This is a genomic window from Pedobacter nutrimenti, assembly GCF_032678445.1.
Taxonomy (GTDB): Bacteria; Bacteroidota; Bacteroidia; order Sphingobacteriales; family Sphingobacteriaceae; genus Pedobacter; species Pedobacter nutrimenti_A.
Map to the genome: position 1 here is coordinate 1 of NZ_JAVTSQ010000020.1, position 24265 is coordinate 24265.

20 protein-coding genes and 5 tRNA genes are annotated in these 24265 nt (G+C 40.1%); 8 read left to right on the top strand and 17 right to left on the bottom strand.

Annotation, left to right across the window (positions count from 1 at the left end; translation table 11 throughout):
• Window positions 1-19: 19 nt before the first annotated feature.
• A complete protein-coding gene (gene gyrB / locus R2S08_RS26720) occupies window positions 20-1978 on the bottom strand; it encodes a DNA topoisomerase (ATP-hydrolyzing) subunit B (protein WP_316837988.1) in 1959 nt (652 codons plus the stop codon).
• Window positions 1979-2198: 220 nt separating this feature from the next.
• On the opposite strand from gyrB, the gene R2S08_RS26725 reads away from it, so the two are divergent.
• A complete protein-coding gene (locus tag R2S08_RS26725) occupies window positions 2199-2804 on the top strand; it encodes an OmpH family outer membrane protein (RefSeq protein WP_316837989.1) in 606 nt (201 codons plus the stop codon).
• Between the two features lie 74 nt (window positions 2805-2878).
• A complete protein-coding gene (locus R2S08_RS26730; RefSeq protein ID WP_316837990.1) occupies window positions 2879-3361 on the top strand; it encodes a nucleoside deaminase in 483 nt (160 codons plus the stop codon).
• Between the two features lie 14 nt (window positions 3362-3375).
• On the opposite strand, the gene R2S08_RS26735 is transcribed toward R2S08_RS26730, so the two are convergent.
• Entirely contained in the window at window positions 3376-3774 is a 399-nt protein-coding gene (locus R2S08_RS26735; protein WP_316837991.1) for an RNA-binding S4 domain-containing protein, read from the bottom strand.
• A gap of 116 nt (window positions 3775-3890) precedes the next feature.
• Between R2S08_RS26735 and R2S08_RS26740 the strand changes: the two genes are divergently transcribed.
• From R2S08_RS26740 to miaA, 6 genes are all read left to right on the top strand, one after another.
• Window positions 3891-4709: a 2,3,4,5-tetrahydropyridine-2,6-dicarboxylate N-succinyltransferase gene (locus R2S08_RS26740; RefSeq protein WP_208300830.1), complete on the top strand. Its 819-nt coding sequence runs from the start codon at window positions 3891-3893 to the stop codon at window positions 4707-4709.
• A 3-nt stretch (window positions 4710-4712) separates the two neighbouring features.
• Window positions 4713-5834: a glycosyltransferase family 1 protein gene (locus tag R2S08_RS26745; RefSeq protein WP_316837992.1), complete on the top strand. Its 1122-nt coding sequence runs from the start codon at window positions 4713-4715 to the stop codon at window positions 5832-5834.
• Between the two features lie 12 nt (window positions 5835-5846).
• The gene (locus R2S08_RS26750; protein ID WP_316837993.1) at window positions 5847-6413 is read left to right on the top strand and encodes an L-threonylcarbamoyladenylate synthase; all 567 of its coding nucleotides are present in this window, start codon (window positions 5847-5849) and stop codon (window positions 6411-6413) included.
• 92 nt (window positions 6414-6505) lie between these two features.
• On the top strand, window positions 6506-7909 hold the full coding sequence (locus R2S08_RS26755) for a CCA tRNA nucleotidyltransferase (protein WP_316837994.1): 1404 nt from the start codon (window positions 6506-6508) through the stop codon (window positions 7907-7909).
• A gap of 59 nt (window positions 7910-7968) precedes the next feature.
• A complete protein-coding gene (locus R2S08_RS26760; protein ID WP_316837995.1) occupies window positions 7969-8625 on the top strand; it encodes an IS1096 element passenger TnpR family protein in 657 nt (218 codons plus the stop codon).
• 8 nt (window positions 8626-8633) lie between these two features.
• Complete coding sequence (miaA, locus tag R2S08_RS26765) at window positions 8634-9539, top strand: tRNA (adenosine(37)-N6)-dimethylallyltransferase MiaA (protein ID WP_316838050.1); 906 nt, start codon at window positions 8634-8636, stop codon at window positions 9537-9539.
• Here the strand turns inward: miaA and R2S08_RS26770 are convergent.
• The 15 genes from R2S08_RS26770 to R2S08_RS26840 all read right to left on the bottom strand — a co-directional run bounded on the left by R2S08_RS26770 (window position 9536) and on the right by R2S08_RS26840 (window position 24118).
• The gene (locus R2S08_RS26770; RefSeq protein ID WP_108555739.1) at window positions 9536-9850 is read right to left on the bottom strand and encodes a DUF3467 domain-containing protein; all 315 of its coding nucleotides are present in this window, start codon (window positions 9848-9850) and stop codon (window positions 9536-9538) included. The two genes, miaA and R2S08_RS26770, sit on opposite strands and share 4 nt — an antisense overlap.
• Window positions 9851-10884: 1034 nt before the next feature.
• Complete coding sequence (gene rpoC, locus R2S08_RS26775) at window positions 10885-15171, bottom strand: DNA-directed RNA polymerase subunit beta' (protein WP_133778798.1); 4287 nt, start codon at window positions 15169-15171, stop codon at window positions 10885-10887.
• A 72-nt stretch (window positions 15172-15243) separates the two neighbouring features.
• Entirely contained in the window at window positions 15244-19047 is a 3804-nt protein-coding gene (gene rpoB / locus R2S08_RS26780; protein ID WP_316837996.1) for a DNA-directed RNA polymerase subunit beta, read from the bottom strand.
• A 156-nt stretch (window positions 19048-19203) separates the two neighbouring features.
• A complete protein-coding gene (gene rplL / locus R2S08_RS26785; protein ID WP_133778800.1) occupies window positions 19204-19578 on the bottom strand; it encodes a 50S ribosomal protein L7/L12 in 375 nt (124 codons plus the stop codon).
• A gap of 61 nt (window positions 19579-19639) precedes the next feature.
• A complete protein-coding gene (gene rplJ, locus R2S08_RS26790) occupies window positions 19640-20161 on the bottom strand; it encodes a 50S ribosomal protein L10 (protein ID WP_133778801.1) in 522 nt (173 codons plus the stop codon).
• Window positions 20162-20163: 2 nt separating this feature from the next.
• Entirely contained in the window at window positions 20164-20862 is a 699-nt protein-coding gene (gene rplA / locus R2S08_RS26795; protein ID WP_133778802.1) for a 50S ribosomal protein L1, read from the bottom strand.
• Window positions 20863-20885: 23 nt separating this feature from the next.
• Entirely contained in the window at window positions 20886-21329 is a 444-nt protein-coding gene (gene rplK / locus R2S08_RS26800) for a 50S ribosomal protein L11 (RefSeq protein ID WP_108552542.1), read from the bottom strand.
• 101 nt (window positions 21330-21430) lie between these two features.
• Window positions 21431-21973 carry a transcription termination/antitermination protein NusG gene (gene nusG / locus R2S08_RS26805; RefSeq protein ID WP_108552540.1) on the bottom strand — a complete coding sequence of 181 codons (543 nt, stop codon included), beginning with the start codon at window positions 21971-21973 and terminating at the stop codon, window positions 21431-21433.
• Between the two features lie 14 nt (window positions 21974-21987).
• The gene (secE, locus tag R2S08_RS26810) at window positions 21988-22185 is read right to left on the bottom strand and encodes a preprotein translocase subunit SecE (RefSeq protein WP_108552538.1); all 198 of its coding nucleotides are present in this window, start codon (window positions 22183-22185) and stop codon (window positions 21988-21990) included.
• A 13-nt stretch (window positions 22186-22198) separates the two neighbouring features.
• Window positions 22199-22269 (bottom strand) — tRNA-Trp (locus R2S08_RS26815).
• A gap of 107 nt (window positions 22270-22376) precedes the next feature.
• Complete coding sequence (gene tuf / locus R2S08_RS26820) at window positions 22377-23564, bottom strand: elongation factor Tu (protein WP_108552536.1); 1188 nt, start codon at window positions 23562-23564, stop codon at window positions 22377-22379.
• Window positions 23565-23685: 121 nt separating this feature from the next.
• A tRNA-Thr gene (locus R2S08_RS26825) sits at window positions 23686-23757 on the bottom strand.
• 84 nt (window positions 23758-23841) lie between these two features.
• A tRNA-Gly gene (locus tag R2S08_RS26830) sits at window positions 23842-23914 on the bottom strand.
• A 10-nt stretch (window positions 23915-23924) separates the two neighbouring features.
• A tRNA-Tyr gene (locus R2S08_RS26835) sits at window positions 23925-24007 on the bottom strand.
• A gap of 38 nt (window positions 24008-24045) precedes the next feature.
• Window positions 24046-24118: transfer RNA gene (locus tag R2S08_RS26840), tRNA-Thr, on the bottom strand.
• Between the last annotated feature and the right edge of the window lie 147 nt (window positions 24119-24265).

The following is a 24265-nucleotide window of genomic DNA, read 5'->3' on the forward strand; positions in this document are numbered from 1 at the left end:
TTCAATAAAGATCAATTAATTAGGCATCGATCTTCGCATATTTTGCATTACGCTCAATAAAATCACGTCTTGGTGCTACCTCATCTCCCATTAACATAGAGAAGGTATGGTCACACTCTGCAGCATTTTCTATCGTTGCCTGTAATAAAGTACGGGTTGCTGGATTCAAAGTGGTATCCCACAATTGTTCAGCGTTCATCTCACCCAAACCTTTATAACGTTGAACGTGTACGCTTTCTTCCTTACCAGCACCTTTTAAACGCTGAACAGCCGCATCGCGCTGTACATCATTCCAGCAATATTCAAAATCTTTACCTTTCTTAACCTGGTACAATGGCGGAGCAGCAATATAAACATATCCAGCCTCAATCAGCGCCTTCATATACCTGAAGAAGAAAGTTAAGATCAATGTTGTAATGTGGGATCCGTCAATATCCGCATCCGTCATAATTACAATTTTATGGTAACGCAGCTTCGTTAAATTTAAAGCCTTATCGTCTTCCGGAGTACCGATACTCACACCAATTGCAGTAAACATATTCTTGATCTCGTCATTTTCGTAGATCTTATGTTCCATTGCTTTTTCCACGTTAAGGATCTTTCCTTTCAAAGGAAGTATCGCCTGGAAATTACGGTCACGGCCTTGTTTTGCCGTACCACCCGCAGAGTCTCCCTCCACCAGGTAAATTTCACATCTTTCCGGATCGCTATCTGAACAATCGGCCAGTTTACCAGGAAGTCCTGAACCGCCCATTACACTCTTCCGTTGAACCATTTCACGGGCTTTACGTGCCGCTGCACGCGCAGTTGCCGCCAGGATCACTTTATTGATGATCAGCCTCGCTTCTCTCGGATTCTCCTCTAAATAATTATTTAAAGCCTCACCAACAGCTACATCAACCGCACCCATTACCTCAGAGTTACCCAGTTTGGTTTTGGTCTGGCCTTCAAACTGAGGCTCTTGTACCTTTACAGAAACCACAGCAGTTAGACCTTCGCGGAAGTCATCACCGGTAATTTCGAACTTCACATTCTTCAATAAACCAGACTTATCTGCATAAGCTTTCAGTGTACGGGTTAAACCCCTTCTAAAACCGGCAATATGCGTTCCGCCCTCATGGGTATTGATGTTGTTCACATAAGAATGCACATTCTCTGTATAACTATCGTTGTACTGCAAGGCCAGCTCTACAGGGATACCGCTTTTAATTCCCTCTATATAGATCGGTTCTTCAATCAATGAAGGACGATTACCATCCAGGAACTGAACAAATTCTTTTAATCCCCCTTCTGAATGGAAGAGCTCTGTCAGGAATTCCCCATTTTCAAGAGTTTCACGTTCATCTGTTAAAGTCAGTTTAATTCCTTTATTCAGGAACGCCAGCTCTCTTAACCTGGATGCAAGTGTATCATAACGATACTCTGTGGTTTGTGTAAAGATCGTCGGATCGGGAGTAAAAGTTACGATCGTACCTCTTTTCTCTGTTTCACCAATAGACTTTACATCATACAAAGGTTTACCAATATTGTATTCCTGTACCCAGACTTTACCTTCCCTGTGTACTTCGGCTCTTAAGTGCGTAGACAAAGCGTTCACACAACTTACCCCCACACCGTGCAAACCTCCGGAAACCTTATAGGTATCCTTATCGAATTTACCACCGGCATGTAGCACCGTCATTACAATCTCTAAAGCTGATTTTTGCTCTTTTGTATTGATACCGGTTGGAATACCCCGGCCGTTATCTTCAACCCGGATAGAGTTGTCTTTTAAAATATTTACATAGATGGTATCAGCATGTCCTGCCAATGCCTCATCAATTGAGTTATCGACTACCTCATAAACCAAATGGTGCAAACCTTTAACTCCGGTATCTCCTATATACATAGAAGGGCGCTTACGCACCGCTTCCAAACCTTCTAATACCTGTATATTATCTGCCGAATAATTTGACTTTGGATCTTTTTCTTCGCTCATAAATTTTAATAAAAAATATAAATACAAAAATAACGAATTATGCCCAATTAACCGTAAATGTGGATAACTATTTAGGCTGAAAATGACATAAAAACAGCCTTAAAATCACTTTATTTAGGATAGTAAATTGTAAATTTTATATTTGCTTAAATTTAAAGGCCAGCTGGCACCCTGCAGGCCTAAAATAACAAGAAAAGAAAACAAGATATATTAAAGGATAATGAAAATGAACACACTAAAACTAAGCGGTCTTGCAACTGCTGTCGCTCTGGTTTCCGTTATGGCTTCCTGCCAAAATAAAGAAGGCGCAGCTACTAAAACTACCAATACAAAATCTGAAACTGCTGCGGTAACAGGTAAAGACCAAATTGTTTATGTAAACTCAGACTCTTTACTTACCAAATACCAATACTTCAAAGATCTTCAGGCAAAAATGGAAACCAAAACCAAAGCTGCCCAGGGAGACATGGGCGCTAAAACACAGGCTTTCCAAAGAGAAGTTGCGCAGTATCAGCAACAACAAAACACACTTCCTGCAGATCAAAGAGCAGCAACAGAACAAAGACTAGCCCGCAAACAACAAGAATTGCAAGCTTATCAGCAAAATGCAGGTTCAGCACTTCAACGTGACCAGGCTGCAGAACAAGAAAAACTATACGATAAAGTAGCCGACTATTTAAAAACTTATGCAAAGAAAAAAGGCTTTAAAATGGTATTAACTTATGCCAAAGGAAATAGCGCGATTCTTTTTGCTGATGAATCTTTAGATGTAACCAGCGAAGTGATCATTGGATTAAATGAGGCTTATAAAACAGAGAAAAAATAATCCTCTGGCCTTTAAAATTTAGAATGCCCTGAATTTCGGGGCATTTTTTTTGTGGTCTTTTATTGGAAAAAATTATGGAACAATCAACTCAACACGAAAAATTCATGCGCCTGGCCATTGAATTGTCTGAAAAAAATGTGCTGGAAAGCTTGGGTGGACCTTTTGGCGCAGTCATTGTAAAAGATGGCGAAATCATAGCCCAGAGTGGAAATAAGGTAACCTCAAGCAATGACCCAACTGCCCATGCAGAAGTTTCGGCCATCAGACTGGCTTGCACTGCGCTGAGTACATTTGATCTGTCGGGCTGCGTGGTCTACACCAGCTGTGAGCCATGCCCTATGTGCCTGAGCGCTATTTATTGGGCAAGAATCAGCAAAATCTACTATGCCAACACCAAAACAGATGCAGGAAATATTGGTTTTGACGATAAGTTCATTTATGATGAACTGGAAAAGCCGATGGAATCGCGCAGTCTGCCCATCAAACAGATGATGAGGGATGAAGCACTGCAGGCTTTTAAACTTTGGGAACAATCAACGATGCGGACGGATTACTAATATCCTCCGCTTCTTTAATCCTCTTCAAAGAAGTTGTCTGTTAAGCCATCAATTTCTCTTCTATCCCTTTTTGTAGGTCTGCCTGCCCCTCTGTCTCTGGTCATCACAGGTGCATGAAAGGTAGACTTATAGGCATAAGTTTCTTCCAGAGGAGTAATGTCCTTATATTTCGTTACTGCAACCTTCGCTTCCGTTCTGTTATAGGAAAGTTCTACCACCTCAATCACTTTCTTTTCAATTCCTTTAGAAACCTGATACACATCTCCCGGTTTTACAATGACAGAAGGTTTAATGTTCTGTCCGTTGAACTTTACCCTTCCCGCTTTACACGCCTCTGTAGCCAGGCTTCTGGTTTTAAACAAACGTATCGCCCACAAGTATTTATCTATCCTTAATTTTTCCTGCTCGGTCATAAACATCAAAAATACGTAAGAAGCTTCATAATTAACAGTTAAAAACAAAAATATTCCGATGAAACCATCGCCCAATACATAAATTTCATTTATTTTGTCAAAAATTAAATTTAATCATGATTGCAGAATTAAAAAAGTTAGTAGAAGCCGCTTGGGAAGACAGAACTTTATTAGAATATAGTCAATATTGCGAAGCTATTGAAAGTACAATTATCATGCTTGACCGCGGTGAACTCCGCGTAGCAGAACCTGTTTTAAATTCATGGGGTGTCAATGAATGGGTTAAAAAAGCAGTAATTCTTTATTTCCCGATCAGAGAAATGAAAGAAACTATAGTTGGTCCTTTTGTATTTCATGATAAAATGAAATTAAAAACCAATTACAAAGAACTAGGTGTTCGCGTTGTTCCTCATGCCATCGCAAGATATGGTGCATACCTGGCAAAAGGTGTTATCCTGATGCCTTCTTATGTAAACATCGGTGCTTATGTAGATGAAGGCACTATGGTGGATACCTGGGCAACAGTAGGATCATGTGCACAAATCGGAAAACATGTACACCTGAGTGGTGGCGTTGGAATTGGCGGTGTTTTAGAACCGATCCAGGCCGCACCAGTGATTATTGAAGACAACTGCTTCCTGGGCTCCAGAGCAATCGTTGTTGAAGGTGTACGCGTAGAACGTGAGGCTGTATTAGGTGCCAACGTAGTACTGACTGCCTCTACAAAAATCATTGATGTAACCGGTCCGGAACCAGTAGAATATAAAGGAATTGTTCCTGCACGTTCTGTCGTAATCCCTGGAAGTTACACCAAAAAATTCCCTGCAGGAGAATACCAGGTTCCTTGTGCACTGATCATTGGTAAACGTAAAGAATCTACAGACAAAAAGACATCCCTGAACAATGCATTAAGGGAAAATAATGTAGCTGTATAATTAATGAATATTGGTTTTGATGGAAAAAGGGCAGCGAATAATCTCACCGGATTAGGCAATTACAGCCGCTCGCTGATCGGGCAACTGGCCCGTTATTTTCATCAAAACCATTATTTTGTTTATAGTCCGAAAATTAAGGATCATCCCCAGATCAGTTCTTTTTTTGAGGATGCCAGGATCTCACTTAAACTGCCTCAATATGCAGGGCCTAAATTTATGTGGAGAAGTTATGGCATTAAAAAACAGCTGTTAAAAGACAAAATCACACTTTTCCATGGTCTTAGCCAGGAAATTCCCCTCGGGTTAAAAGCAACGGGAATCAAGTCTGCTGTCACCATTCACGACCTCATTTATTTACGTTATCCACAGTACTACAAACCTGCAGACAGATATATCTACCACCTGAAAGCCAGGTATGCCTGTATCAACAGCGACCATATCATCGCCATCAGTGAATGTACCAAACGTGACATTGTAGAACTCTATCAAATTGCCCCCTCCAAAATAGAGGTCATTTTTCAAAGTTGTGATGATACTTTCAAACAAGAACCAGACCTTTCCCTGCACCAGCGCATTAGAGCAGAGTACCAGCTCCCGGAAAAGTACATTCTGAACGTTGGAACTGTAGAACCCCGGAAAAATCTGATGCTCATTATTAAAGCATTAAAAGATATTGATCCGGAATATGCCTTAGTCGTCGTTGGAAAACACCAACCTTATGCCAAACTTGTACAACAGGAAATAGAGCGCCTGGACCTTGGTCACAGAGTCCTTTTCCTTCGGGGTCTTCCCTTTTCTGCACTCCCATCTATTTACCAGATGGCCAGTCTTTTCGTTTATCCTTCCTATTACGAAGGATTCGGGATTCCAATTATAGAAGCCATGTATTCCAATATCCCCGTTATCGGAGCCACCGGATCCTGCCTGGAAGAAGCAGGAGGCCCAGACAGTCTATATGTACATCCCGACAATCCGGAGGAACTTGCAGAACAAACCAACCGTGTTCTGGGCGATAAGACGCTTCAGCAGCACATGAAATCCATGGGTCAACTCTATGTCCAAAAATTTGACAACCATTTACTGGCAAAACAGATGATGGACTGTTATTTAAAAATACTAAAATGATACCTTTGTATCATGCTGAAAACAGAAATCGAAAAAGCACTGGAAGTTTTAAGAAACGGAGGTGTAATTCTCTATCCTACAGATACCGTCTGGGGACTGGGTTGTGATGCCACAAACGAGGCGGCAGCAGCCAAAATCAATGCCATCAAAGGGCGTTCTGACGACAAAAGTTTCATCATCCTTCTGGACACCGATGCAAAAGTGCAAAGTTATGTATCCGAGGTACCGGATGTGGCTTATGATCTGATTGAATTTGCAGAAAACCCTTTGACCCTTATTTTTTCCGGCGCGAAAAACCTTGCTCAAAATGTCATCAATGCAGATGGCAGCGTGGGTATACGGGTAGTTAAACATGAATTTTGCACGCCACTTCTGCAACGGTTCCGAAAACCCATAACTTCCACATCAGCAAATATTTCCGGACAACCGGCACCTAAATTCTTTGACGAAATAGACAAGAACATTCTCGCAGCAGTAGACCATGCTGTGGATTGGGAACAAGAACTCAAAACTCCCAGAAAACCTTCCACCATTATGAAATTAGGAGCAGGCGGCCAATTTTCCTTTATTAGAAGGTAACTTTTAGTACTTTTGCAGAAACTCAACCCAATACTTCTGTCTATTGAAATTTTGCTTCCGCAAGATTCAGGGCATTTAATAATTGAACACGAATGAAAGAACACTTAAAACATCCAGTTTTCAAGGTCCTTGCTGATATTGCTGCCCAACATACAATCGAAGCTTATGTGATTGGAGGCTATGTTCGTGATATTTTTTTAGAACGCCCGTCAAAAGACATTGATATTGTGGTTCTTGGCAATGGCATAGAGTTCGCTGAACTTGCCGGACGTCAGCTGAAAACCAAAGTGGCCGTGTTTAAGAACTTTGGTACAGCCATGCTCAAATACCACGACCTGGAAATTGAGTTTGTAGGTGCCAGAAAGGAATCCTACCGGGCAAACTCCAGAAAACCAATTGTAGAAAACGGTACTATTGAAGACGACCAGCTTAGACGTGACTTTACAATCAATGCTTTAGCCATCTCTTTAAATGCAGCAAATTACGGTGCGTTGGTTGATCCCTTCCAGGGCATTAACGATCTTCAGGAAAAACTGATCAGAACTCCGCTCGACGCGGAAATTACTTTTTCAGATGACCCCCTAAGGATGATGCGCGCCATCCGTTTCGCTTCACAACTCAATTTCTCCATTGATGACAAAGCTCTTTCTGCTATCAAAAAGCAAAAAGAGCGCATCAGTATTGTTTCAAAAGAACGTATCACAGACGAACTAAATAAGATCATTCTTTCTCCGGTTCCATCTGTTGGTTTTAAATACTTGTTTGACACTGGGCTGCTCCGCATTATTTTTCCACAAATGGCCAACCTTTATGGGGTCGAAATTATCAATGGAAAAGGACACAAAGACAACTTCTACCACACCCTTCAGGTTTTAGATAATATTTCTCTAAACACCAATGACCTTTGGCTAAGGTGGGCAGCCATCCTGCATGACATTGCCAAACCGCCAACCAAAAGATTTGAAGAAGGCCATGGCTGGACTTTTCATGGTCATGAAGATAAAGGAGCACGTATGGTCCCCCAGATCTTTGCGCAGCTGAAACTTCCCCTCAATGAAAAGATGAAATGTGTACAAAAGCTCGTACAACTCCATCTGCGCCCTATTGTACTGGCCCAGGAAGTCGTAACTGACTCTGCTGTACGCCGCTTATTGTTTGATGCCGGTGAAGATATTGAAAGCCTTATGCTGCTTTGCAATGCAGATGTCACCACCAAAAATGAATATAAGGTTAAAAAATACCGCAATAACTTTGAGCTGGTTAAACAGAAACTCAAAGATGTGGAAGAACGGGATAAGATCCGAAACTGGCAACCCCCAATTACCGGCAATGATATCATGAATGCCTTCGGCTTGTCTGCAGGAAAAGAAGTAGGCCTGATCAAAAATGCCATCAGGGAAGCTATACTAGAAGGAGAAATCACCAACTCTTATGAAGACGCCCTCAGGTTTATGCTGGAGAAAGGGAAAGAATATGGACTTCAACCAGCGAATTAAGACATTTAACAAATTAATATATTTTTATTTTTTAATTTTATAGAGAAATAAGGGCTCAAATGGCAATTTATAGATTTAGAATAAGTTTTGAAGATTTCGACGAAGTAGTTAGAGAAATAGACATTAAGTCCACGCAAACATTTGAAGACCTACACCGGGCCATTCATAAGTCAACGGGGTATGTTATTGAAAAATCTTCTTCATTTTATGTAAGCGCAGACAACTGGATCAAAGGAGACGAGATTGCTTATCTGCCTAACCAGCGCAAGATAGACAGAGGTGTTGCTTTAATGGAAAAAGCCAAACTGAGCAATTTCATTGAAGACCCTCATCAGAAATTTTATTATACATATAATTTCGACAGACCTTTCGATTTCCACGTAGAACTCATCAGGATCATTCTGGAAACCGATCCTTCTATCGAGTATCCTTTTGTATTTAAAAGTACCGGAGAAGCGCCTAAAATCATTGACAAGAACAGCGCTAGTCCTGTTGCGGTATCCAGCAATCCTGTCTCTGATGAATTTGACTTCCTGAATGAGATGGACTTTGTGCCTGAAGATACAGATGAAATCGAAGCCATGGGCGGCAGTGGTATCAATGCCAAAGAACGCGATGAAGAAAGTGAGGAAACTGGTGATGAGGAAGAAGATGAATTTTCGGACAATGAAAACTACGAAGATGAAGATTATGGCGGTAAGGAAGAGGATTACTAAATCTCTTTATCGTGTCAAATAAAACACTTATTGTTATTGTCGGGCCAACTGCCATTGGTAAAACTTCACTGGCCATTCAGCTGGCCCGGCATTTTAAAACAGAAATCGTCTCTGCCGATTCCAGGCAATTTTTTAAGGAAATGGAGATTGGGACTGCAAAACCGTCAGCAGAAGAACTCGCAGCAGCCCCCCATCATTTTATTAATTCTCATCGTATCCAGACACTCTTCAGTACCGGAGATTTTGAAATTGAGGCGATGAAGACCATCACTTCGCTTTTTAAAAATCATGATCAGGTAGTTATGGTTGGAGGTTCAGGCTTATACATCAATGCGGTTTGTAATGGATTGGATGACCTCCCCGAAACAGATCTTTCGGTAAGAGAACGTTTAAATCATGTTTTTGCTGAACAGGGATTGGAGGAGATTAAACATCAGCTCCGTGCAGCAGATCCTGAATACTATGACAAAGTAGACCAGGCTAATCCTCAGCGAATGATCAGAGGGCTCGAATTTTTCCTCTCTACGGGAACAAAACTTTCTTCTCACCTCACCAACAGCAAAAAGATTAGACCTTTTAAAATTCTAAAGATTGGGTTGAACATGGATCGTTCGCATTTGTACCAGCAAATTAACCACCGTGTTGATTTAATGATGGAAGCGGGACTGCTAGACGAAGTTCGCAGTTTGGTGCCTTATAAAGGTCTTAATGCATTGAATACAGTGGGTTATTCTGAGCTATTCCGTTATCTGGATGCTGAGCTTACTTTGCAGGAGGCGGTGGAGCAGATTAAGCAGAATACACGTCGTTTTGCCAAGCGCCAGCTGACCTGGTTCCGTAAAGATCCCGACACCCAGTGGTTTGAACCTAACGCGTATCCTGCTATACTTTCTTATTTACTTAAAAACCTTTAGGCTTGGGCTGTTGGCCCACCAAAGTTCATTGGAAAACCTGGAGGCTCTTCTTGTGTTTTGATTCTTCCGTTTGCAGCTTCGTATTTGTCAATGTTATCTTGCATGGCATGAACCAGGCGTTTGGCATGTTCTGGTGTTAAAATGATTCTTGATTTTACTCTTGCTTTTGGTACGCCTGGCATGACCCGGATAAAGTCCAATACGAATTCTGTGTTGGAATGGGTTATTATGGCAAGGTTTGAAAATATTCCTTCTGCGATTTCTTCGGAAAGTTCGATGTTTAGCTGGTTGTCGTTGTTGCGTTCTTCCATAGTACAAACTTACTTATAAAATCTTGGGGATAAAAAGTTCGGAAAAAAATGTTTGGATAGAAAGTTTTACAGCATTTGCATGCATGATTAGAATATTAAAGGCAGTTATAAAAATCATGTTACTCTTCGAGGACTGGACTCCTTGCCGCGCTTCGCTCTTGTGGCAAGGCGCCCTGAGGTCCTCTCTGAGTAACATGATTTTTTTGGGCGCTTTAACCGATTGCATTACCATACTCTATTACTAATAATAAACATACCTTTATATGTAGATATGTTTATTTATTAACATGTATATATCTAGACTCATAGATATTTATTGAAGTCCAAAAACTATATATTTATATAATTATACGTCTATGTTATGATAATATATATGTAGAGATATAAACATACAATTACATAAACACATATGCGTCTTACATCGATCAACATACATAACTAGTATATTCAATCTCAGATAAAGATCAAAACCAATAAGGACAAAATAGAGGAACCCAGTTCCGAAAAGTTAATAAACAGATCTGCTATGATTATAAATATTCATGCATGAAGGATTACACCTATTACGACAACTAATACAAGCATATTATAAGCCAGTAGCCATTTTCGTTATTCAGATATAAATATACCAATATACAAAACCAGCCAAAAACCCTTTTATATCTCCTAAGTAGCAGTTGTAAATTCTGATAAATTCATAGAAAATACTTCATCATTAGTTAGCAACTTAAGCTCAGCGCCACGCACATCTATATATATAAATATATTTATATCTATACACTTAAGCACTTATATATATCGCCAGAAAGAGCAAAACATATTCAAAGAACATTTATATCTACATATATTAATATCAAAATATAACCATATCAATAGATATAAATTAAGCAGCTTAAATACACATAAAATATATTTATATCTATATGCATAAATATCAAAACATCTCATTTTAAACGATCTATACTGTTTCCTATACACGAAAAAGCCCCTCCGCTTTTAGGGCGGAGGGGCTTAATTATGATGATTGAAGAATCTTAAGCTTCTGCTTCTTCTTGTTTAGAAGCTAGCAATTTATCGTACTCTTCTTGTGAACCAACAATGATTCTTTCGTAGCCACGTACACCAGTACCTGAAGGGATCAGGTGACCAACGATTACGTTTTCTTTCAATCCAAGCATGCTGTCACGTTTACCTGCAATTGCAGCTTCGTTCAACACCTTTGTAGTTTCCTGGAAGGAAGCGGCTGAGATGAATGATTTAGTTCCCAGTGAAGCACGAGTGATTCCCTGAAGAATTGAACTCGCTGTTGCAGGTCTTGCATCACGCACTTCAACTTGTTTCAGGTCTCTGCGTTTTAACTGAGAATTTTCATCTCTAAGTTTACGCAGGGAAACGATCTGGCCTGGTTTCATTGTAGCTGAATCTCCAGCCTCAACAATAACTTTTTTGTCGTAGATCTCATCATTTTCAACCATAAAGTCCCAACGATCTGCAAGGTTATTTTCTAAGAAAATAGTATCTCCCGGATCTTCAATGTGAACTTTCTGCATCATTTGATGTACAATCACTTCAAAGTGTTTATCGTTGATTTTTACACCTTGTAAACGGTAAACCTCTTGGATACCATTCACCAGGTATTCCTGAACTGCTGCAGGTCCTTTAATTGCAAGGATGTCTGCAGGAGAAATAGATCCATCAGATAATGGCATACCCGCTTTCACAAAGTCATTATCCTGAACCAGGATGTGTTTAGACAATGGAACAAGGTATTTTTTAACTTCTCCGTCTTTAGATTCGATGGTCATTTCGCGGTTACCACGTTTAACACCACCTAAAGTTACCACACCGTCAATTTCCGTAACAACAGCAGGGTTTGAAGGGTTACGAGCCTCAAATAACTCAGTTACACGAGGCAAACCACCCGTAATATCCCTGGTTTTACCAGTTGCACGAGGAATCTTAACCAGGATCTGGCCAGTTCTTACCGCCTCACCCTCGTCGATAGCGATGTGCGCACCAACAGGAATGTTATAAGCTCTGATCAATTCACCTTTTTTATCTACTACCCTTACAGAAGGGTTTTTAGTTTTATCACGAGTGTCAATAATTACTTTCTCACGGTGACCAGTTTGTTCATCTGATTCTTCACGGAAAGTAACCCCCTCAACGATCGCATCAAATTCGATTTTACCCGCAAACTCGGAAATAATAACCGCGTTGTATGGATCCCACGAACAAATTCTATCGCCTTTGGTAATTTTTGCACCGTCTTCAACATATAGGAATGAACCGTAAGGGATGTTGTTGGTCATGATCACTTTACCAGTTCCAGCTTCTACAATCTTGAACTCACCTGAACGGCCAAGAACAATTTGATTTGCACCATCTTCTGTAACGTGTTCTACTGTACGAACATTCTCAAATTCAATCACACCGTCAAACTTCGCAATGATCTGAGATTCAGCCGCGATGTTAGACGCCGTACCACCCACGTGGAACGTACGTAAAGTTAACTGTGTACCCGGCTCACCGATAGACTGTGCTGCAATAACACCAACAGCCTCACCTTTCTGAACACGTTTACCAGTTGCCAGGTTACGTCCATAGCATAGTGCACAAACACCACGCTTGTTTTCGCAAGTCAGTACGGAACGGATTTCAACACCTTCCAGTGGAGACTCGTCAATTGCTCTTGCAATATCCTCGTCAATATCCTGTCCTGCTGCAACCAATAACTCACCATCAAGTGGGTTGAATACATCATGAAGAGAAATACGACCCAAAATTCTGTCATATAACGGCTCTACGATATCCTCGTTATCTTTAAGGGCAGTAGTATACATACCTCTCAAAGTACCACAATCTTCAGAGTTAACAATCATATCCTGAGCAACGTCATGTAAACGACGAGTCAGGTAACCAGCATCAGCTGTTTTTAACGCTGTATCCGCCAAACCTTTACGAGCACCGTGAGTAGAGATAAAGTACTCTAATACAGACAGACCTTCTTTAAAGTTTGATAAGATCGGGTTTTCAATGATCTCACCACCTGAACCTGATTTCTGAGGTTTAGCCATCAAACCACGCATACCGCACAGCTGACGAATCTGCTCCTTAGAACCACGGGCTCCGGAATCAAGCATCATATATACAGAGTTGAATCCCTGGTTATCGCTCGATAACTGCGTCATTACATAAGAAGTCAGACGGTTATTGATACGAGTCCAGATATCGATAATCTGATTGTAACGCTCGTTGTTGGTAATGAATCCCATATTATAGTTATTCCTTACCTCTTCAACTTCTGCAGAAGCCTGCTCTAATAAAGCTTGCTTTTCAACAGGGATGTTTACATCTTGTAAATTAAATGATAAACCACCTCTGAATGCCATTTGGAAACCTAATTCTTTAATGTCATCCAAGAATCTTGAAGAACGTGCCATACCAGTGATTTTCACCACCTCACCAATAATATCCCTTAAAGATTTCTTAGTCAGCAATTCATTGATATAACCTACTTCTTCCGGCACCATTTGGTTAAACAGTACACGACCAACTGTAGTCTCAATCAATTTATTTACGATACTTCCGTCATTCTCTTTTACATTTACCTTAACTTTAATAAATGCATGAAGATCAATACGTTTCTCATTGTAAGCAATGATCACCTCTTCAGGAGAATAGAAGATTGAATCTTGTCCATTAACTACTCTTGTTTCATCAGTTCTACGGCCTTTAGTAATATAGTAAAGACCCAAAACCATATCCTGTGAAGGTACAGTAATTGGCGTACCATTCGCAGGGTTCAAAATGTTATGTGCAGCAAGCATCAATACCTGGGCTTCCAAAATTGCAGCATTACCTAAAGGTAAGTGGACTGCCATCTGGTCACCGTCAAAATCCGCGTTGAAGGCCGTACATACAAGTGGGTGCAACTGGATCGCTTTACCCTCTACCAACTTAGGCTGGAAGGACTGGATACCCAGTCTGTGCAACGTAGGTGCACGGTTAAGCAATACCGGGTGTCCTTTTAATACATTTTCAAGGATGTCCCAAACCAGAGGATCTTTTCTGTCAACGATTTTCTTTGCAGATTTAACCGTTTTCACGATACCCCTTTCAATCATTTTACGAATGATGAACGGTTTGAACAGCTCAGCTGCCATATCTTTAGGTAAACCGCATTCATGTAATTTCAGGTTAGGACCTACAACAATTACAGAACGGGCAGAATAATCCACACGTTTACCCAATAAGTTTTGACGGAAACGTCCTTGTTTACCTTTCAGAATATCAGAAAGAGATTTCAAGGCACGGTTACCTTCAGTTTTAACAGCATTTACCTTACGTGAGTTATCAAATAAAGAGTCAACTGCCTCTTGTAACATACGTTTTTCGTTACGTAAAATTACTTCAGGAGCTTTGATCTCGATCAAACGTTTTAAACGGTTGTTACGGATAATCACACGACGGTAAAGATCATTTAAATCTGAAGTCGCAAAACGACCACCTTCCAAAGGAACCAAAGGACGTAATTCTGGTGGAATAACCGGAACAATCTTAATGATCATCCACTCTGGATTATTCTCAATACGAGTTCTTGATCCGCGGAAAGCTTCAACAACCTGAAGACGTTTTAAAGCCTCATTTTTACGTTGCTGAGAAGTCTCATTTGCAGCCTGGTGACGTAAGTTATATGATAAAGTATCTAAATCAATACGTTTCAGTAAATCCTCTAACGCTTCAGCACCCATTTTAGCGATGAATTTGTTAGGATCTTTATCATCCAGGTACTGGTTTTCTTTAGGCAACTTATCCAGAATATCTAAATATTCTTCTTCAGTTAAGAAATCCATGTACTGAATACCCTGTTCACCCATTAAACCAGCCTGGATTACTACATAACGTTCGTAGTAAATGATCAGGTCCAATCTCTTGGTTGGCAAGCCCAATAAGTATCCGATTTTATTCGGTAAAGAACGGAAATACCAGATGTGCGCTACAGGAACCACCAAATTGATGTGTCCCATACGCTCTCTGCGTACTTTCTTCTCTGTTACTTCCACACCACAACGGTCACAAACAATACCTTTATAACGGATACGCTTGTATTTACCGCAATGACATTCGTAATCTTTAACCGGACCAAAAATACGCTCGCAGAACAAACCATCACGTTCAGGTTTGTAAGTACGATAGTTAATGGTTTCAGGTTTCAACACCTCACCACTTGAACGCTCCAGAATTGCTTCAGGAGAGGCCAAACTAATGGTAATCGAGGTGAAGTTGCTTTTTAATTTATTATCCTTTTTGTAAGACATATCTTTTTGAGTTGTAAGTCTCAAGTTTTAAGCAGTGCCGGCCGAAGCAGACACTGCTCAATACTTAAAACATTAGTCTAACGTAATATCTAAACCTAATCCGCGTAACTCATGAACCAATACATTGAATGATTCTGGTACACCTGGCGTAGGAAGGTTTTCACCTTTTACAATCGCTTCGTAGGTTTTTGCTCTTCCGATCACATCATCAGATTTCACAGTTAAGATCTCTTGCAGGATATTGGCAGCACCAAATGCCTCCAATGCCCAAACCTCCATCTCACCAAAACGCTGACCACCGAACTGAGCCTTACCACCTAATGGCTGCTGGGTAATTAAAGAGTACGGTCCGATTGAACGGGCGTGCATCTTATCATCAACCATGTGTCCCAGTTTCAGCATATAGATAATACCTACCGTAGTTGGCTGATCAAATCTGTCTCCAGTTAAACCATTGTTTAAATAAGTTCTTCCTGAAGCAGGTACACCAGCTTTAGCGATCCAGTCTTCTACCTCATCATGTTTAGCACCATCAAAGATCGGGGTCGCAAATTTAACACCCAGTTCTTTTCCGGCCCATGCCAATACAGTTTCATAGATCTGTCCCAAGTTCATACGTGAAGGTACACCCAGTGGGTTCAATACGATATCAACCGGAGTTCCATCATCTAAGAAAGGCATGTCTTCATCACGTACAATACGTGCAACAATACCTTTGTTACCGTGACGTCCCGCCATCTTATCTCCTACTTTCAGTTTACGTTTTTTCGCTACATAAACTTTAGCCATCTGAACAATACCGGAAGGAAGCTCATCACCAACACTGATCGCGAACTTATCACGTTTGTAAGCACCCAGTTCTTCGTTTACACGAATACCATAATTGTGCAACAACATTTTGATCTGATCGTTTTTATCATCATCAGTAGTCCATTTGTATGGATTGATGTGGGCATATTCCAGTTCCGCCAAGCTCTTCTGTGTAAATTTCGCTCCTTTAGGGAACAACAGCTCCTTGTAAACGTTAAATACACCTTGTGAGGTTTTACCGTTTACGATCTGGAACAACTTATCTACCAGTTCATTTTTCAGGTTCTCAACAGCCAGGTTATATCTCTTGTCTAATTTCTCGATCGCAGATTTCTCTTCTGCTTTCGTCGTTTTCTTAGCTCTGGAGAATAATTTGGTGTCAATAACCACACCTTTAATGGAAGGAGGAGTTTTCAAAGAAGCATCTTTTACATCTCCCGCTTTATCACCAAAGATGGCACGAAGCAGTTTTTCTTCCGGTGAAGGATCAGATTCTCCTTTAGGAGTGATCTTACCAATCAGGATATCTCCTTCTTTAACTTCAGCACCTACACGGATAATACCGTTTTCGTCCAAATCTTTAGTAGCTTCCTCAGAGACGTTAGGGATGTCTGGTGTTAACTCCTCTTCCCCACGTTTTGTATCACGTACTTCCAATTCAAACTCTTCAATGTGCAATGAAGTAAAGATATCTTCTCTAACAATACGTTCGTTAATTACGATCGCATCCTCAAAGTTATACCCTTGCCAAGGCATGAAAGCAACTTTTAAGTTTCTTCCTAATGCCAACTCACCGTTTTCAGTAGCATAACCTTCGCAAAGTACTTGTCCTTTTACTACTTTCTGACCTTTCTTAACGATTGGTTTCAAGTTGATACAAGTATTCTGGTTGGTTTTCTTGAATTTAATTAATTTATAAGTTTTGCTGTCACCTTCAAAAGAAACTAAACGGTCGCCGTCATTTCTTTCGTATTTAATGGTGATCTCATTTGCATCAACATATTCAACTACACCATTACCTTCAGCATTGATCAAAGTTCTGGAGTCACGTGCAACACGGCCTTCCAGACCAGTACCAACAATCGGCGCTTCAGGACGTAACAATGGTACGGCCTGACGTTGCATGTTGGAACCCATCAGGGCCCTGTTCGCATCATCATGCTCCAGGAAAGGAATCAATGAAGCGGCAATAGAAGTAATCTGATTTGGTGCCACGTCCATTAAATCCAGTTTCTCTGGTTCAATGATCGGGAAGTCACCCTCATAACGTGCTTTAACACGTGGTGTGGTGAAATTACCTTTATCATCATATTCAGCATTCGCCTGAGCAATAGTTTTACCATCCTCATCTTCAGCAGAAAGATAAATAACCGGCTCATCTACAGCAACAACACCGTTTTCAACTTTTTTGTACGGGGTCTCTATAAATCCTAAGTTATTGATCTTTGCGTGAACACAAAGAGAAGAGATCAAACCAATGTTTGGTCCCTCTGGCGTTTCAATCGTACATAAACGACCGTAGTGCGTATAGTGAACGTCACGTACCTCGAATCCTGCACGCTCACGTGAAAGACCACCTGGACCTAAGGCTGATAAACGACGCTTGTGCGTAATCTCCGCCAATGGGTTGGTCTGGTCCATGAACTGAGACAACTGGTTGGTACCAAAGAAAGAGTTAATCACCGACGATAAAGTACGGGCATTAATCAAATCAGTTGGTGTAAATACCTCGTTATCTCTGATGTTCATACGCTCACGGATCGTACGGGCCATACGGGCAAGACCTACACCAAACTGGGCATAAAGCTGCTCACCTACTGTACGCACACGACGATTGGACAAGTGATCAATATCATCCACCTCTTCTTTAGAGTTGATTAACTTGATCAGGTATTTAACAATCGCAATGATATCCGCTTTTGTCAATACTTTTACATCATCCGGAGTATCCATTTTCAACTTACGGTTGATGCGGTAACGACCTACATCTCCCAAGTCATAACGTTTATCCGAGAAGAACAAACGCTCAATGATACCTCTTGCAGTTTCCTCATCAGGTGGTTCTGCATTACGCAAAGCACGATAGATGTTTTCAACAGCCTCTTTTTCAGAGTTAGAAGTATCCTTTTGTAAAGTATTATATATAATGGTATAATCTGCCTGGCTGGCACCATCATCTTTAGACAAGATGATCGTTTTAACACCAGCATCAATGATCAGATCAATGTGTTCGTCTTCTAAAACAGTATCCCTGTCTAAGATCACTTCGTTACGATCTATAGAAACTACCTCACCGGTATCTTCATCCACAAAATCTTCAACCCATTTTCTTAATACCCTTGCAGCAAGTTTACGGCCGATATACTTCTTCAATCCGGATTTGCTAACCTTAACCTCATCGGCCAGGTCAAACAATTCAAGGATGTCTTTATCAGAATCGTAACCGATAGCACGCAATAAAGTAGTTACCGGGAATTTTTTCTTACGGTCGATATAAGCATACATGACGTTGTTCACATCAGTAGCAAACTCAATCCAAGACCCTTTGAAAGGAATTACACGGGCAGAGTAAAGCTTAGTACCATTGGTGTGACGGCTCTGACCGAAGAACACACCCGGAGATCTATGCAGCTGCGAAACAATAACGCGCTCTGCACCATTAATCACAAATGTACCTTTAGGCGTCATATATGGTATGGTGCCTAAATAAACATCCTGGATGATGGTTTCAAAATCTTCGTGTTCAGCATCATTACAAGAAAGCTTCAGCTTTGCTTTTAATGGAACACTATAAGTCAATCCACGGTCAATACACTCAGGTATATCATAACGCGGTGGATCAATAAAATAATCAAGGAACTCCAGAACAAAAATATTCCTGGAATCAGTGATTGGGAAATTTTCAGCAAATACCTTAAACAGTCCTTCTGTATGACGGTTGTCTGAAGTGGTTTCTATCTGAAAAAATTCTCTGAATGATTGCAACTGTACATCAAGAAAATCAGGATAATCTATGATGTGCTTACTACGTGCAAAATTTACTCTTTGGTCGACTTTATTTGCCAATGGACTAAAGTTAATTTACTTTAAGAATAAACTATTTGTTTGATTTGCCGTTACATGCATCTCATCAATCAAACTAAATGAAATGTTTATAAACAGGTATAGACTCCGACTGTAATAGTCGGAGTCTATAGTTAAAGTTATATTAAAATTAAGCGATTACTTAATTTCAACTACAGCTCCAGCTTCTTCTAATTGAGTTTTCAAAGCATTAGCTTCGTCTTTAGAAACACCAGCTTTTAATTCTTTAGGTGCACCATCAACTAAGTCTTTAGCTTCTTTCAAACCTAAACCAGTTAAGTCTTTTACCAATTTAACAACTGCTAATTTAGAACCACCAGCTTCTTTCAAAATTACATCAAAAGTAGTTTTTTCTTCAGCTGCAGGAGCAGCATCAGCAGCAGGACCTGCAACAGCAACTGCAGCAGCAGCTGGTTCAATACCATACTCGTCTTTTAAGATTTGAGCTAATTCGTTAACTTCTTTAACTGTTAAGTTTACCAATTGCTCAGCAAACGCTTTTAAATCTGCCATTTTATAGATTTTTAAAAATTTACGTAAAATAATTTAATAATATGAACTTATAAGGTGTTCCTTAACCTTCTCTTTCTTGAAGAGTTTTAACAATTCCTGCAATTTTGCCACCACTTGATTTAAGGGCTGAAACAACATTTTTAGCTGGTGATTGTAATAATCCAATGATGTCTCCAATAAGCTCTTCTCTTGATTTCAAGCTTACTAATGCATCCAAATGGTTATCACCAACATAAACTGATGAATCGATATAAGCCGCTTTCAATACTGGTTTATCAGATCCTTTTCTCAACGATTTGATCAGTTTTGCCGGAGCATTACCTGTAGTTGAGAATAATAAAGCTGACTGACCTTTAAGTGCTGCAAAGATCTCTGATGCATCGCCTTCTAATCCTTCGATCGCTTTTCTGATCAAAGTATTTTTAGCTACCTGCATTTCGATACCGCTTTCGAAACATTTGCGACGGATATTATTTACTTTCTCAACAGATAAGCTTGAAGTATCGGCAATATAAAAGTTGCCAAACTCCTGCATTTTCTCTTGAAGAGCTGAAACTAGTTCGTGTTTTTCTTCTCTGTTCATAATTAGATCCCCGCTACTGATTTAGTTTCGACTGCTATTCCAGGACTCATTGTTGAAGAAACATGAATGCTCTTAAAATAAGTTCCTTTTGCAGCAGATGGTTTTAATTTAGAAATTACCTGAAGAACTTCAAGGGCATTTTCATATATTTTATCTGCTGGGAATGATACTTTTCCTACTGAAGCGTGTATGATACCTGTTTTGTCAACTTTAAAATCAATTTTCCCACCTTTTACATCAGTTACTGCTTTACCAACTTCGTTGGTTACAGTACCTGACTTAGGGTTTGGCATAAGGTTACGAGGACCTAAAACACGTCCTAGTTTACCTACTTTTGCCATACAAGCAGGAGTAGTGATAATAATGTCAACATCAGTCCATCCACCTTCAATCTTGGCTACATACTCGTCTAAACCTACGAAATCTGCACCGGCAGCTTTAGCTTCTTCTTCCTTATCAGGAGTACAAAGAACTAAAACGCGTACAGTTTTACCAGTGCCGTGAGGTAAAGTAGCAATACCACGTACCATTTGATTGGCTTTACGTGGATCTACACCTAAAGCAACGTCGATATCAACCGAAGCGTCAAATTTAGTAGTAGTGATCTCTTTTACCAAAGCAGCCGCATCCTGTAAAGAATACGATTTACCGGCTTCTAGTTTAGCATGTGCCTTTTTTTGATTTTTTGTTAATTTAGCCACTGTTGTAAACTGTTTTTTGTTAATTAATTGTTCCAGGGTGCGTCACCGCTAACGGTGATTCCCATACTGCGTGCTGTACCGGCAACCATACTCATTGCTGATTCGATAGTGAAGGCATTTAAGTCTGTCATCTTATCTTCAGCAATCGATTTAACCTGATCCCAAGTCACCGAACCAACTTTCTTACGGTTGGGCTCAGCAGAACCACTCTGTAATTTAGTAGCATCTTTTAACTGGATGGCTACAGGAGGGGTTTTGATGATAAATTCGAAAGACTTGTCAGCATAAACAGTAATTACAACTGGTAATACTTTACCGGGCTTATCTTGGGTACGAGCATTGAATTGCTTGCAAAATTCCATAATGTTCACCCCTTTAGCACCCAATGCAGGTCCTACCGGAGGTGATGGATTTGCAGCTCCACCTTTGATTTGTAATTTAACAAGCGCACTGACTTCTTTTGCCATTTTTTGTTTTGTTAATTGTAATACTCAATGTTAAATATTGGAAGCATGTAACATTTAAGCTCTTATATAGAATAAAATAACGATCTTTTCAGATCATTATTTTATTCTTTCTCTACTTGCATATAGTTCAGTTCCAGTGGTGTTTTACGACCAAAGATCTTAACCATAACTTTCAATTTTTTCTTTTCTTCGTTAACCTCTTCGATTACGCCGGTAAAACCATTAAACGGCCCGTCCATAACCTTAACATTCTCTCCAACATAATAAGCAATGTTCATGGTCTCACCTTGCTGGCTCATCTCATCAACCTTACCTAAAATACGATTAACCTCTGCCTGACGCATAGGTACCGGATTTCCGCCTTTATCTCCTAAAAAGCCGATCACACTATTAACACCTTTAATAATGTGCTCCAACTCTCCGTCTAATATAGCTTCTATCAAAACATAACCAGGATAGAAGTTACGTTCTTTAGCAATTTTCTTACCATCTTTCATCTGATAGTATTTCTCCATTGGGATCAATACCTGAGGAACAAGATGTGAAAAACCTAAACGACTAATTTCAGAATCGATATACTGCTTAACCTTCTTCTCTTTTCCGCTAACAGCTCTAACTACATACCACTTTAACTGATCGTTCATTTTAGCTATATATATTAATTAGAAAGTGATTTATAAAAAGTATCTAAAACAAAAGTAGAGCCCTTATCCATCGCAAACACAACAATTGCTATGATGAATGAAGCCACTAGAACCAACACTGCAGAATTTAACAATTCTCCCCATGCAGGCCAAGTAACCTTCTGGGTCATTTCTTCATATGATTCTTTAATGAATTGAACTACGCTAGCCATATTTAAGTTTTTGCACGGGCACAAGGATTCGAACCCTGATCAAAGGTTTTGGAGACCTCTATTCTACCATTGAACTATGCCCGTGTATGAAATAACTTAGTACTTAAACCTTTGGTTTAACTTAAACTTCTGTGTCTAAGTACTAAGTTTTTATACTTAACTAAATACGATGTATTTAGTTGTTCTGTTTACTATTTCAAGATTTCAGTTACCTGACCAGCACCTACTGTTCTACCACCTTCACGGATAGCGAAACGTAGACCTTTTTCCATTGCAATAGCGTTGATCAATTTAACAGTGATCGTAACGTTATCACCTGGCATAACCATTTCAGTTCCTTCAGCAAGTGAAATTTCACCTGTTACGTCTGTGGTACGGAAATAGAATTGTGGACGGTATTTGTTGAAGAATGGAGTGTGACGACCACCTTCTGCTTTTGATAATACATAGATCTCAGCTTTGAAATCAGTGTGAGGAGTTACAGAACCTGGTTTGCAGATAACCATACCACGACGGATATCAGTTTTCTCAATACCACGTAACAATAAACCTACGTTATCACCAGCTTCACCATAATCAAGGATCTTACGGAACATCTCAACACCTGTAACAGTTGATTTAAGATTTTCAGCACCCATACCCAGGATCTCAACAGGATCTCCAGAGTTGATTACACCACGCTCAATACGTCCAGTTGCAACAGTACCACGACCAGTGATCGAGAATACGTCCTCAACAGGCATTAAGAATGGAAGCTCAGTTAAACGTGGAGGAATTGGAATGTAGCTATCTACAGCATCCATTAATTCCATGATTTTACCAACCCATTTCGGATCGCCATTCAAACCACCCAAAGCAGAACCTTGGATAACAGGAATATCATCACCAGGGAATTCATAGAATGATAACAATTCACGAACTTCCATCTCTACTAATTCCAATAACTCAGGATCATCAACCATATCCACTTTGTTCATGAATACAACTAATGAAGGAACACCTACCTGACGAGCCAATAGGATGTGCTCGCGAGTTTGTGGCATTGGACCATCTGTAGCAGCAACTACGATGATAGCTCCATCCATTTGCGCAGCACCAGTAACCATGTTTTTCACGTAATCCGCGTGACCTGGACAGTCAACGTGTGCATAGTGACGGTTAGCTGTTGAATACTCAACGTGTGCTGTATTAATAGTGATACCTCTTTCTTTTTCCTCAGGAGCTGAGTCAATCGAATCAAATGAACGAGCCTCAGTTAAACCAGCATCAGCCAAGACCTTAGTGATAGCTGCTGTTAAGGTTGTTTTACCGTGGTCAACGTGACCGATTGTACCGATATTTAAGTGCGGCTTACTGCGGTCAAACTTTTCTTTTGCCATGTTTTTATACTTATTAGTAGGTTAACTTTTATTTTAATTTATTGTTTTGATACTATTTCAATACAAAAAACCTTGTTCACCCTGCCTTTATTACAGATTTAACAAAGTTCCTTATTTCCTGAGCCAAAGATGGGACTTGAACCCACGACCTCTTCCTTACCAAGGAAGTGCTCTACCGCTGAGCTACTTCGGCTTTTAATCTCAGCAGCATGATCATTTAAGTCATTTAAGACTTAACTCCACAATCTCTGCCGACTGCCCAACTTTTCCAATTTAGAGCGGAAGACGAGGTTCGAACTCGCGACCTATAGCTTGGAAGGCTATCGCTCTACCAACTGAGCTACTTCCGCTTTTTTACTGTGGGGAGAGAAGGATTCGAACCTTCGAAGTCTTGCGACAACAGAGTTACAGTCTGTCCCATTTGGCCACTCTGGTATCTCCCCATCTTTTAACCGCCACGTATCACTACGCGGATTAAAAGAGCCTCCTATCGGGATCGAACCAATGACCTACTGATTACAAGTCAGTTGCTCTACCAGCTGAGCTAAGGAGGCTTATATGCTACATTTGTTTCGCAAAACTAATGTAATTGATATAAATTTTAAACTTTCACAGAACCTTTCCGTTTCTTTAAGAGGTAACCCCTGTTCCGAAATGGAATGCAAATCTACAAGAATAAATCTTCTATCCAAAATTATTTT